This window comes from Herbaspirillum hiltneri N3, from assembly GCF_001267925.1.
In the GTDB taxonomy this organism is placed as follows: Bacteria; Pseudomonadota; Gammaproteobacteria; order Burkholderiales; family Burkholderiaceae_D; genus Herbaspirillum; species Herbaspirillum hiltneri.
In genome coordinates, this window is the sequence record NZ_CP011409.1 from 25,069 (window position 1) to 37,504 (window position 12,436).

Annotated in this window: 11 protein-coding genes; 10 read left to right on the forward strand and 1 reads right to left on the reverse strand. The window is 64.0% G+C overall.

All coding sequences use genetic code 11. The features are described 5' to 3' along the window. Positions 1 to 163 precede the first annotated feature (163 nt). A complete protein-coding gene (locus tag F506_RS00110) occupies positions 164 to 1,063 on the reverse strand; it encodes a LysR substrate-binding domain-containing protein (RefSeq protein WP_053194693.1) in 900 nt (299 codons plus the stop codon). 217 nt (positions 1,064 to 1,280) lie between these two features. Here F506_RS00110 and cuyB point away from each other — a divergent pair, with 217 nt between their 5' ends. The 10 genes from cuyB to F506_RS00160 all read left to right on the forward strand — a co-directional run bounded on the left by cuyB (position 1,281) and on the right by F506_RS00160 (position 12,408). Beyond that, a complete protein-coding gene (gene cuyB, locus F506_RS00115; RefSeq protein ID WP_053194694.1) occupies positions 1,281 to 2,771 on the forward strand; it encodes a cysteate racemase in 1,491 nt (496 codons plus the stop codon). Further along, entirely contained in the window at positions 2,729 to 3,028 is a 300-nt protein-coding gene (locus F506_RS00120) for a hypothetical protein (RefSeq protein WP_144423962.1), read from the forward strand. The genes cuyB and F506_RS00120 overlap by 43 nt, the downstream gene beginning before the upstream one ends. 175 nt (positions 3,029 to 3,203) lie before the next feature. Continuing rightward, positions 3,204 to 3,629 carry a cupin domain-containing protein gene (locus tag F506_RS00125; RefSeq protein WP_053194696.1) on the forward strand — a complete coding sequence of 142 codons (426 nt, stop codon included), beginning with the start codon at positions 3,204 to 3,206 and terminating at the stop codon, positions 3,627 to 3,629. A 66-nt stretch (positions 3,630 to 3,695) separates the two neighbouring features. Beyond that, complete coding sequence (gene ampC, locus F506_RS00130) at positions 3,696 to 4,880, forward strand: class C beta-lactamase (protein ID WP_053194697.1); 1,185 nt, start codon at positions 3,696 to 3,698, stop codon at positions 4,878 to 4,880. Between the two features lie 386 nt (positions 4,881 to 5,266). Then, positions 5,267 to 6,796 (forward strand): ABC transporter substrate-binding protein, encoded by a 1,530-nt coding sequence (locus tag F506_RS00135; RefSeq protein WP_235471301.1) that lies wholly within the window; start codon positions 5,267 to 5,269, stop codon positions 6,794 to 6,796. Positions 6,797 to 6,911: 115 nt separating this feature from the next. After that, a complete protein-coding gene (locus F506_RS00140; RefSeq protein ID WP_053194698.1) occupies positions 6,912 to 7,850 on the forward strand; it encodes an ABC transporter permease in 939 nt (312 codons plus the stop codon). A gap of 8 nt (positions 7,851 to 7,858) precedes the next feature. Beyond that, on the forward strand, positions 7,859 to 8,746 hold the full coding sequence (locus F506_RS00145; protein WP_083457480.1) for an ABC transporter permease: 888 nt from the start codon (positions 7,859 to 7,861) through the stop codon (positions 8,744 to 8,746). Positions 8,747 to 8,789: 43 nt separating this feature from the next. Then, entirely contained in the window at positions 8,790 to 9,773 is a 984-nt protein-coding gene (locus F506_RS00150) for an ABC transporter ATP-binding protein (protein ID WP_053194699.1), read from the forward strand. 10 nt (positions 9,774 to 9,783) lie between these two features. Then, positions 9,784 to 10,743, forward strand: coding sequence for an ABC transporter ATP-binding protein (locus F506_RS00155; RefSeq protein ID WP_053194700.1), 960 nt, complete (start codon positions 9,784 to 9,786; stop codon positions 10,741 to 10,743). A gap of 39 nt (positions 10,744 to 10,782) precedes the next feature. Next, positions 10,783 to 12,408, forward strand: coding sequence for a gamma-glutamyltransferase family protein (locus F506_RS00160; protein WP_053194701.1), 1,626 nt, complete (start codon positions 10,783 to 10,785; stop codon positions 12,406 to 12,408). Positions 12,409 to 12,436 lie beyond the last annotated feature (28 nt).

Below are 12,436 nucleotides of genomic sequence, written 5' to 3' on the forward strand. Positions count from 1 at the left end.
CCGCCTACCTTGCCCCTTGTGGCCTGTGCTCTTGGAGCTTGTGGCTCTTCGCGCAGGAGCAGGATGGATATCCGGTCGATACGATGCGCATCCTGTGATTAACGGATGGCGCGCCGGCGTACTTGAGGGGAAAAGGCGACGGGGCGCTTAATTTTTACTCGCCTCAGGTATTTGTCAGCTTGTCCCACAGGCGGGTCAGCGCCGGCCGCTTGTTCTGCAGCGACCGGTACACGCGGATCTCCAGTTCCAGCGACCAGGCCTCGCCGCCGGCGGCGACCAGCTTGCCGTCGGCCAGTTCCTGCGCCACCGAGCGCTGCGGCAGCCATGCCATGCCGTGGCCGTTGAGCGCCATGCGCTTGAGCAACTCCGCCATCTCGGATTCGTAGGTCGTGAGCAGCGCCGGCGTCTGCGGTGCATGGGCCAGGATCAGCTCCATCACGCGGCCGAGGAAGGAGGTGGCCGGATACGCCAGCAAGCGGGTCGGTTTGCTTTTGCCGCCCGGCAAGCGGAAGCGCGCGGCGCCGTCGCGGTCGGGCGCCGACACCGGGATCACGCGCTCGCTGCCGACCGTGAGACAGGCGTACTGGTCGGGGTTGAGCAGGATCGGCAGCTGCACATGGTGGAAGCACAGCAGCAGGTCGCATTCGCCCTCGCTCAGCGCCAGTACCGAGTCATGGATGTTGGTGGCGGTGATGCGGGCGCTGAGGTCGGCGCCCTGCCCGCCGTTGAGCCCGTCCAGCCATTCCGGGAAGAAACTGAGCGCCAGCGAATGCCCGGCCGTCACGCGCAGCATGTTGTGCGCGGTCTGCTCGCTGCGCAGCTGGCTGCGCGCATCGTTGAGCAGTCTGAGCGCCTCCGAGGCGGCGTCGTTGAACAGCTTGCCGGCCACCGTCAGCGTCAGCGGATAGGTGCTGCGATCAACCAGCTCGGCGCCGGTCCAGGCTTCCAGCGCGCGGATGCGGCGGCTGAAGGCCGGCTGCGTGACGTTGCGGTGATCCGCCGAACGAGAGAAGTTGCGCGTCGCCGCGAGACTGAGAAAGTCTTCTATCCACTTGATGTCCATCGGCTGTTTTCCTTGTCGCTGAGTTGGCGGGCGCGCACGGTGTCCTGTCGCGTTCCGGCCTATGTATAACAGCTGCAGCCGGGCGTGGAAAGTCCCGCCCGGCGCCCGTTGCGGCAAACTATGCCTTGGCGACATAACCTCCGTACTACTTTGCATAGCCTCGCGCGCTGCAACGATTATGCTCGGCATATAGAACAACATCCGTGCGAGCGTATTCATGAAAGTCGAACAAATCCAGCGAGCAATGTCAGTCGGCGTGATCGGCGGCCTCGGTGCCATCGGCAGCGCGGACCTCTACGCAAAAATGACGCGCACCGCCGCCAAGGCCGCCAACAAGGACAAGGATCGCGTCAAGGTGCTGTTCGGCCAGCAGGCTTTCGACGACGCCGACATGGCCGGCGCCGAGAACGCCCAGACCAACACCCGCAAGCTGTACGTGTTCGACATGCTGCGCGAGTTCGAGCAGCGCGGCACCAGCGCCGTGCTGCTGCCCTGCTTCATCAGCCACACTTTCATCGACGAAGTGCAGGCCGAGGTCGGCGTGCCCATCATCGACATGCTCGCCGCCATCCGCCGCCACCTGGCGCAACGGCTGCCCAAGCTGCAAAAGATCGGCGTGCTGACCTCGAGCTATGTGCGCAAGAAGGCGCTGTTCGAGAAATATTTCGCCGGCGACTGCGAGCTGCTCTATCCCTCCGCCGTGATGCAGCACGCCTGCCTGATGCGCGCCGTCTACGGCACCACCGGCATCAAGAACGGCTACCTCGACGGCGAGTCGATCGACCTGCTGTACCGCGCCTGCAAGGATTTGCTCGACCAGGGCGCGCAGGTCATCGTGCCCGGCATGACCGAGATCGCCACCGTGGCCGAGGCGCTCGGCGCGCGTGGCATTCCCATCATCGACACCAACCAGATCTATGCGGAATCGGCATTGAATTTCCAGCCCGGACAGGTGGGACGCTCGTTCAAGATCGGCGTGGTCGGCGGCGTCGGACCGGCGGCCACGGTCGACTTCATTGAAAAGGTCATCCGGAACACTCCCGCCGCGCGCGACCAGGATCACATCAAGCTGGTGGTCGAGCACAATCCCAAGATTCCCGACCGCACCGACAACCTGATCGGCGACGGCGCCGATCCGACCGTGGCGATCTACGCAGCCTGCAAGCGCCTGGAGAACGACAACGCCGACATGATCGCGATCCCGTGCAACACCGCGCACGCTTTCGTCGAACGCATCCAGTCCTATCTGTCGATCCCGATCGTCAACATGCTGTCGGAGACCGTCAGCTACATCGGGAAGCGCCACGGCGACAAGACCTGCATCGGCCTGCTGGCGACGTCGGGCACCATCGCCAGCCGCGTGTATCAGCATGCCGTCGACCAGTACGCCGGGCAGGGCAAATTCCGGATGATCACGCCCGACGCCGCACATCAGGATCTGGTCATGGATGTGATCTACGGCGCGCAAGGCGTCAAGGCGGGGTTCATCAACGACGAGGTGCGCGCCAAACTGCTGCGCGCCATCGCCCACCTGGTCGCCAACGGCGCCGACGTCATCGTGCTCGGCTGCACCGAACTGCCGCTGCTGATCGCCCAGGACGACAAGTTCGACGTGGGCGGCCGCTGCGTGCCGGTGCTCGACCCGACCGAGATCCTTGCGCTCAAATGCGTCGCCCTGGCCGGACCCACTTCACGCAAGGCGGCCTGAGCGGCATGAAAGAGTGCGCGCCGGAGCCGGCAGACATGGCGCTGTTCCGGCGCTTTCTGCGCAGCGAGATGACGCACGGCGCACGCAGCGGTTACGCCGATCCGGTCATGGTCCGCTACCGTGCGCTGACGCGCGCCGGCAAGCTGGACGAGGCGCAGGCGCAGGAATATGCCCAGCTGTTCAATCGCATTCATTCGCGCTGGCGCTGGCGGCAGGCCACGGCGCAGGCATTGGCGCGCCGCAACGGCAAGCCCTGAGGATGGCATGACAAAATAGTCTTTGTACGTGCGGAAAATAGAAATCAGACCAAATAAAAACAGAAGAAATTAGGACTCAGATTTTCTGGGGAAAGGCATCAATTATTATCGTTTGCGCCTGGTGTGTCAGGATGGGATAGTGCGACGGGCATTTCCATCACCGGCAAGGATCATCATGAACACCCGTCTCCGCATTTCCGCCCGCATTCCCTTCCTCCTCGGCGCCCTCCTGCCCCTGCCCCTGTCCGCGGCGGTCGCTGCAGACGGCAAGCCGCCGGCAACCAGGGAAACGCGCGTCATCGAACGCGTCGCCATTCCGGGCACGGACCAGCAGATGGGACTGGGGATCGCGGAGTTTCCGCCCCATGCCGAGAAGCCGCGCCACAAGGCCATCGGTCCCGAAGTCTGCTATGTGCTGGAAGGAGAAATCTTCCTTGAAGTCGACGGCAAGCCGACGCAGCACATCCGTCCAAGCGGCAGCTTCCAGATTCCGGCCAACGTCGTTCACATCACCCGCGCGGGACCGGCAGGCGCCAAGGTCATCGCGTCCTGGGCCGGTGTGCCCGGCAAGACATTCAACATTCCCGTCCCCAAAAACTGATCGTCCGGCCGCCCCCCCGGCGATGAAATTCTCCACTCATCCTGATCTGAATCGAGGTACCCAAGCATGTATCGACAAGCCATCAACACACTCCGCATCGCGGCAGCGCTTTCCCTTCTGGCGGGCTGCAGCAGCTATGCAAGCCCCAGCGCCGACCGGCCTGAAATCCAGGGCATGGTGGACGCCGCCGTCCGTCCGCTGATGGAAAAATACGTCATCCCCGGCATGGCGGTCGCCGTCTCCGTCGACGGCAAGAATTATTTCTATAACTACGGCGTGGCGTCGAAGTCCGACGGCCAGCCGGTGAGCAATACCACCCTGTTCGAGATCGGCTCCCTCAGCAAGACGCTGACCGCCACGCTGGCCTCGTACGCACAGGTCAACGGCCAGCTGTCGCTGAGCGACAGCGTCAGCCGACACCTGCCTTACCTGAAGGGCGGCAGCTTCGACAACATCAGCCTGATGAATCTCGGCACGCACACCGCCGGCGACTTCCCGCTGCAGCTGCCCGATGAAGTGAGCAACGAGCAGCAGCTGATGGATTACTACAAGAACTGGAAGCCCACCCACGCCGCCGGCACTTTCCGGAATTACTCCAACCCGGGCATCGGCCTGCTCGGCGTGGTTACGGCCAAAAGCATGGGAGTGCCGTTCGCGGACGCGATGGAAAAGACGCTGTTTCCCCAGCTCGGCATGACGCACAGCTATGTCAGGGTGCCGGCCGGCCAGATGAAGAACTACGCCCAGGGTTATAACAAGGCCGGCGCGCCGGTACGGGTGAATCCCGGCATGCTGGCCGACGAAGCCTATGGCGTGAAGACCAATACGCACGACCTGATCCGTTTCATCGACGCCAACATGGGGTTGGTCAAACTCGATCCCAAGCTGCAGCAAGCGGTCACCGATACGCACACCGGCTATTTCAAGGCGGGTGAAATCACCCAGGACCTGATCTGGGAGCAGTATCCCGATACCGCCCCGCTGTCGCGCCTGCTGGCCGGCAACGCCAACCAGATGGTGTACCAGGGCGTGACCGCCGTGAAGTTGGCGCCGCCCTTGCCGCCGCAGGCGGACGTGCTGCTCAACAAGACCGGATCGACGGGCGGCTTCGGCGCCTACGCTCTGTATGCCCCTGCCAGGAAAATCGGCATCGTCATCCTGGCGAACCGGAATTATCCCAACGACGAGCGCGTGACGGCCGCGTACCGGATATTGACCGGACTCGGCGCGCGCGACGCCGCGCGGCGTTAGGCTAGGATCAAGCGGCGATCAAGCGACGACTGCGTCTTCATCGGGGCCGTGCAGAAAAGCACGGCCCTTTTTGTTTGCCGGCCGGAATCGCGCCGCACCATTTCGGACCTCTTGCCGCGTGCGGATCGTTACGCGCCCGCACCAAGCCTGTACCTTGCGGGCGTTTCCCGCCCCTTCAGGCGGGTCGGTAAACCTGCCGGAAAGCGGGATTTCTTGTGCGCCGCAATGGCCTCCGGCTGCCCCGGCTACACGGATAAATCGTTGTTTTTAAAGCAGAAACCACCGGCTGCCAGCGGTTTTTGGTCCCTTTTTCAAACGGGATATGGCACGATAAATGCATGTCTACTTTGATGTATACATTGGTGCCTACATTTAAAGGAACAACGATGAGCCAGCTTTTTCCTCCGCTTTCACGTCTTTCTGCCCGTCCTTTCGTCAGTCCTGTCGTCGGTCTTGCCGCCGCTCTGCTGAGCGGCGTGTCGCTGTCGGCTGCGGCCGCCGTCATTAATATTTCGCTGGACGACGATCCCGGCAAGCTCGATCCGACGCAATCGTCGATGATCGCCGAGCGCATCGTCTACCAGAGCATCTTCGACAAGCTGGTCGACCTCGACGAGAGCGGCAAGATCGTACCGATGCTGGCGCAGCGCTGGACTATTTCCGACGACCAGAAGACCTACACGCTGTATCTGCAAAAGGGTGTGAAATTCCAGGACGGCACGCCGTTCAACGCCAAGGCGGTGGAATTCAACCTGCTGCGCGGACAGGAAAAAAACTCCCTGCGCCGCAATGAACTCAAGTACATCAAGCAAATCACCGTGGTCGATGACAGCACCGTCAAGCTCGAGCTGACCGCGCCGTTCGCGCCGTTCATGTCGATCCTGACCGATCGCGCCGGCATGATGTCCTCGCCGGACGCGGTGAAAAAATACGGCGACGACTACGTCAATAATCCGGTCGGCACCGGCCCCTTCATCTACAAGGGCCGCCTCAAGGGCGCCACCATCACACTGGAAAAGAATCCGCATTACTGGCAAGCCGGCCTGCCCAAGGTCGACGGCGTCACCTACAAGATCATGAACGACGTCAACGTCGCCTTCAACAATCTGCGCAGCGGCCAGGTCGATATCACCAACCGTTTTCCGTACAAGGAAATCACCAACATCGACGCCGGCGCCAAGTACACCGTCATCAACAAGCCGTCGCTGGGCTTTCGCGGCTTTTACCTGAACACCGCCAAGCCGCCGTTCGACAAGAAGGAAGTGCGTGAAGCCGTCGACATCCTGATCGACCGCAACGCCATCGCCAAGGTGGTCTACAACGGCGCCGTCGCGGCAGCCCATTCGCCGTTCAGCAAGGCCCAGTTCGCCCACGGCGAAGCCGACGCGCCGCCCAAGGTTGACCTCGTGCGCGCCAAGGCGCTGCTGAAGGCGGCGGGCAAGGAAGCCGGCTTCAGCTTCCGCCTGACGCTGCCGACCACGCCGTATGAATCGCAGGTCGGCCAGATGATCCAGGGCATGCTGCGCCCGGCCGGCATCAGCGTGACGCTGGAAAAAGCCGAACTGGCGACGCAGATCGAGGCGGGCAAGGCCGGCACCCATGAAGCGCTGTTCGTCGGCTGGAGCGGCCGTCCCGATCCCGACCAGAACGTCTACGACTTCACCGTCACCAACGGCTCGCTGAACTACTCCAAATACGGCACCAAGGAAGTCGACGACCTGCTGCAACAGGCGCGCCTGGAAAGCAACGAGGCCAAGCGCAAGGCCTTCTACGACCAGGCCATGCAGATCCTGGTGAAGGACGTGCCGTACGTGTTCCTGAACCACGACAACGTGCTGTTCGGGATCTCCAAGGGCATCAAGGGCTTCAGGCTGGTGCCGGACGGCGTGATCCGCACGGCGACGCTGTCGAAGTAACCGGAAGCACTTTCCGCGATACGCCGAGCCTGCTCACGGCCTTGCAGCAAGAGCGTGAGCAGGTTCAAGTCCGAACGGCGCATAGCATGCATATTTCAAGCCTCCCAAGTCTCCCATGTCACCACTGATCAAACGCATCCTGCTGGTCATCCCCACCCTGCTGCTGGTCAGCATGGTGATCTTTTCGCTGCTGGCGATCCTGCCCGGCGATCCGGTGACCGCCATCCTCGGCCTGGAAGCGACACCCGAAGCCGCAGCGGCGCTGCGCGCCCAGCTCGGCCTCGACGATCCGCTGTATGTGCAATACGGGCGCTGGCTGTGGAATGTGCTGCACGGCGACCTCGGACGCTCCTTTATCGACCGCACGCCGGTCATCGACGTGCTGATGCAGCGCCTGCCGGTGACCATAGAACTGGCGATCGGCAGCTTTGCGGTCGGCATCCTGATCGCGGTGCCGGCCGGCATTTTGTCGGCGGTGCGGCCGCGCGGCATCGCCAACTACTTCACCACGCTGGTGGCGCTGTTCGGCATGTCGGTGCCGCATTTCTGGTTGGGCATGATGTTCATCATCCTGTTCGCGGTCAAGCTGGGCTGGCTGCCGGCATCGGGCTACGTGCCGTTCACCGAGGACTGGCGCGGCAACCTGGCGGCGATGTGCATGCCGGTGCTGGCGACCGGGCTGCGCGAGTCGGCGATCCTGATGCGCATGGTGCGCAGCAGCCTGCTCGAAGTACTCAATGAAGATTACATCCGCACCGCTTTCTCCAAAGGCTTGCGCGACTGGCAAGTGGTGATCGGCCACGCGCTGCGCAACGCGCTGATCCCGGTGGTCACGGCCAGCGGCCTGATGGTGTCGGTGCTGCTGGGCGGACTGGTGATCACGGAAAGCATTTTCGCCATTCCCGGCATGGGCAAGATGATCGTCGACGCCATCTTCCAGCGCGATTACGTGATGGTGCAAGGCGGCGTGCTGGCCGCTGCGCTGATGGTGGTGATCGTCAACCTGGCGGTGGATGTGCTGTACACCGTTATCGATCCGCGCATCGAGAAATGAGGACCGACATGGACCAGGCTATCGTCACGACCCCTGCGGAGGCCCTGCCCCGCCAACAACGTTTCACCGGGCTGCGCCGCTTCGCCGGCAATCGTCTCGCCGTGCTCGGCGCCGCCATCATTTTGCTGCTGGTGCTGATCGCGATCTTTGCGCCGCTGCTGGCCACGCATGACCCGATCTTCGACCAGGACTACGGCAACCTGCTGGCTGGACCCGACACGACGCACTGGATGGGCACCGACGATCTCGGCCGCGACATCTTCTCGCGCATGCTGTACGGCGCGCGCATCTCGCTGCAGGCGGCCATGATCGCGGTCGGCCTGGCGTTCTGCGTCGGCGTGCCGGTCGGCATCGCCAGCGGCTACTTCCGCGGCTTCTGGGACGAGTGGGTGGTGATGCGCATCGTCGACGCGCTGCAAGCGTTCCCGCCGCTGATCCTTGCGCTGGCGCTGGCGGCAGCGCTGGGCGGCGGCTTCTACAACGCCATGGCGGCGGTCGGCATCGGCTTTGCGCCCGCCTTCATCCGGCTCGCGCGCGGCCAGGCGATGAGCATCCGCAACCTCGATTACGTCATGGCGGCACGCTCGGTCGGCGCCGGCCATATCCGCATCATGTGGCGTTACGTGCTGCCCAATGCGATGGCGCCGCTGGTGATCCAGGCGACCTTCGCGATGGGCTCGGCCATCATCGCCGAAGCGGGTTTGTCTTACCTCGGCCTCGGCGCCCGCGCGGAAGATCCGAGCTGGGGTTCGATGCTGCACATCGCGCAGGGCTACCTGAACACCAATCCGACGCTGGCCCTGTGGCCGGGCGTGGCGATCTTCGCGGTGGTGCTCGGCTTCAACTTGCTCGGCGACGGCATCCGCGAGGTGTTCGATCCGAAGTTATATCGTTAAGAACCTGTTCATGATCCTGAACGGGTGTTAAGGAAAAAAGGCCATGTTGGAAGTCAACAATCTCAAAGTCGAATTCGTCCGCAACGGCAAGCGCGTGGCGCCGGTCGATGGCGTCTCGTTCTCGGTCGGCGCCAACGAGACCGTCGGCCTGCTCGGCGAATCCGGTTGCGGCAAGAGCGTCACCGCGCTGTCCATCCTGCGGCTGTTCCCGATGGCCAGCAAGGCGCAGCTGAGCGGCTCGGTGCAGTACAACAACGGCGTCGAAGTCTGCAACATGCTCGAAGCCGACGACGCCACCCTGCGCAGCATGCGCGGCAAGGAGATCGCCATGATCTTCCAGGAGCCGATGACGTCGCTCAATCCGCTGCACCGCATCGGCCACCAGCTGCGCGAGATGCTGAAGGTGCACGGCAAGCTGAGCCGCAAGGACATCGACGCGCAGGTCATCGCCATGCTGCAGCGGGTCGGCCTGCCGCGCGCCGAGCAACTGGTCGACGACTATCCGCACAGCCTGTCGGGCGGCATGCGCCAGCGCGTGATGATCGCCATGGCGCTGCTGTGCAATCCCGGCCTCCTGATTTGCGACGAACCCACCACCGCACTCGACGTCACCATTCAGGCGCAGATCCTCGACCTGATGCGCGCACTCAAGCACGAGCACGGCACCGCGATCCTGATGATCACGCATGACCTCGGCGTGGTCGCCGAAATGTGCGACCGCGTCGTCGTCATGTATGCCGGCCAGGTCGTGGAGCAAAGCAGCGTGCGCGACTTGTTCGATGCGCCCGCCCATCCCTATACGCAAGCGCTGATGCGCGCACGGCCGGCGCTGGACGCCACACCCGGCGCGCCGCTGCAAGCGATTCCCGGCTCGGTGCCGCTGCCGGGCTCGGTGGAATCCGGTTGCCGTTTCGCCGCGCGTTGTCCGAAGGTGCAAGAGCGCTGCCATCGCGACGCGCCGACGCTGGACAGCGTGGGCATCAGCTCAGGCAGCGGCCATCTGGCCCGTTGCTGGTATCCGAATTGAAGAGGCCGACATGAGTTCCGCTCCCCTGCTCCGGGTCTCCGGACTGAAAAAACACTTCGCCGCCGGCAAGCGCGGCGCATCGCCGGTCAAGGCGGTGGACGACGTGTCGTTTTCCATCGACGAAGGCAAGACCCTCGGCCTGGTCGGCGAATCCGGCTGCGGCAAATCGACCACCGGGCGCAGCGTGCTGCGCCTGATCGAGCCGACCGCCGGCAGCGTCAACTTCATGGGCGAGGAAATCTCCACGCTGTCCTCCTCCTCCCTGCGCGCCATGCGTCGCAACATGCAGATGGTGTTCCAGGATCCGTTCGCCTCGCTCAATCCGCGCATGACCATCGGCGAGGTATTGGAAGAGCCGTTGATCGTGCACGGTCTGTTCGACCGCGCCACGCGCAAGCGCAAGGTCGCCGAAATCCTCGACGTGGTGGGTTTGAACCAGGCCTATGCGAGCCGCCATCCGCACGAGTTTTCCGGCGGCCAGCGCCAGCGCGTCGGCATCGCGCGCGCCATCATCACGCGGCCGAAACTGGTGGTCGCCGACGAGGCCGTGTCGGCGCTCGACGTCTCGATCCAGGCGCAGATTCTGAACCTGCTGCAAGAGTTGCAGAAAGAATTCGCCCTGACCTATCTGTTCGTGTCGCACGATCTCGCCGTGATCCGCCATGTCAGCGACAGCATCGGCGTGATGTACCTCGGTCGCATGGTCGAGTACGGCAGCTGCGAGAGCGTCTACAGCGCGCCGAAGCATCCCTACACGCAGGCGCTGCTGTCGGCGATTCCGCGCGAGCATCCGGACCAGGTGCGGCAGCGCATCGTGCTGCAAGGCGGCATCCCGAATCCGGCGTCGCCGCCGGCCGGCTGCCATTTCCATCCGCGCTGCGCGTCCTGCATGGAGGTCTGCAAGACCGAAGCGCCGCCGCACGTGGAAACCGCACCCGGCGAATACGTCGCTTGCCATCTATACCGTTAAACTTTCTCCTTCGTCAGATCAGCAACCCGAAAGCATCTCATGCCAACCTTCAACGCCAATCACTATCCCTACGCTTCCCGCCGCAGCGCGGTCTTCGCCAATCGCGGCATGGTCGCGACCGGCCAGCCACTGGCCGCGCAAGCCGGCCTGCAGGTGCTGCAAGCCGGCGGCAACGCCATCGATGCGGCGATCGCGGCAGCGGCGGCACTGACCGTGGTCGAACCGACCGCCAACGGCATCGGCGGCGATGCCTTTGCACTGATCTGGCACAAGGGCCAGCTGCACGGCCTCAACGCCAGCGGCCCGGCGCCGATGGCGATCTCGCTCGACGCACTCAGCGCGGCCGGCCACAAGACCGTGCCGAAGTACGGCGCCCTGCCCGTCACCGTGCCCGGCACGCCGTCAGCCTGGGCCACGATGGCCGAGCGCTTCGGCCGCCTGCCGCTGTCGCGTTCGATGGCTGGCGCCGTCAGCCTGGCGCAGGATGGTTTCCCGGTGTCGCCGATGGTGGCGGTAGCGTGGCAACAGGCCTACAGGAATTTCACGCGCGAATTCAAGGACGATCATTTCAAGTCGTGGTTCGATACCTTCGGCGCACTCGACGGCTCCGGTCGTGCGCCACAGGCCGGTGAAGTCTGGCGTTCGCCCGGCCACGCCGCCACGCTGCAATCGATCGCCGACGACAACGCGCGCAGTTTCTACCAAGGTGCGCTGGCGGAAAAAACCGCCGCCTTCGTGCGCGCCGCCGGCGGCTATCTGGATGCGTCCGACCTCGCCGCTTACCGCCCGGAATGGGTCGATCCGATCCGCGCCAACTATCGCGGCTACGACGTCTGGGAAATCCCGCCGAACGGCCACGGCCTGGTCGCCTTGCTGGCGCTGAACATGCTGAAGGGATTTGATTTCAGCGAGCGCGACACCCTGCTCACCTATCACCGCCAGATCGAAGCGATCAAGCTGGCCTACGCCGACGGCCTGGCGCACATCGCCGACAGCGGCCACATGCGCGTCTCGGTGCAGGACTTACTGTCGGAGGCCTATGCCGATGAGCGCCGCAAGCTGATCGGCGCGCGCGCCGCGCTGCCGGCGCCGGGAGAGCCGCCGCGCGGCGGCACCGTGTACCTGTGCACAGCCGACAACGAAGGCAACATGGTGTCCTTCATCCAGAGCAATTACATGGGCTTCGGTTCGGGCCTGGTGGTGCCGGGCACCGGCATCTCGCTGCACAACCGCGGCAACAACTTCACGCTCGATGCCGCCCATCCGAACTGCCTGGCGCCGGGCAAGCGGCCGTATCACACCATCATCCCGGGCTTCCTGACCAAGGACGGCGAAGCGGTCGGTCCGTTCGGCGTGATGGGCGGCTTCATGCAGCCGCAAGGCCATGTGCAGATGGTGATGAACACGGTCGACTTCGGTCTCAATCCGCAGGCTTCGCTGGACGCGCCGCGCTGGGAATGGGAAAGCGGCAACAAGGTCAGCATCGAGCACACCACCGCCGAGCATCTGTTCCGCAGCCTCGGCCCGGCCGGACTCGGACATGAAGTCAGCTGGTCCGGCAACCAGCTCGGCTTCGGGCGCGGCCAGATCATCTGGCGCGACGCCAACGGCGTGCTGTGCGGCGGCACCGAACCGCGCAGCGACGGTTGCGTGGCGGCCTGGTAGTTTCACCTCACTCTGGAAAAGGCTGTGC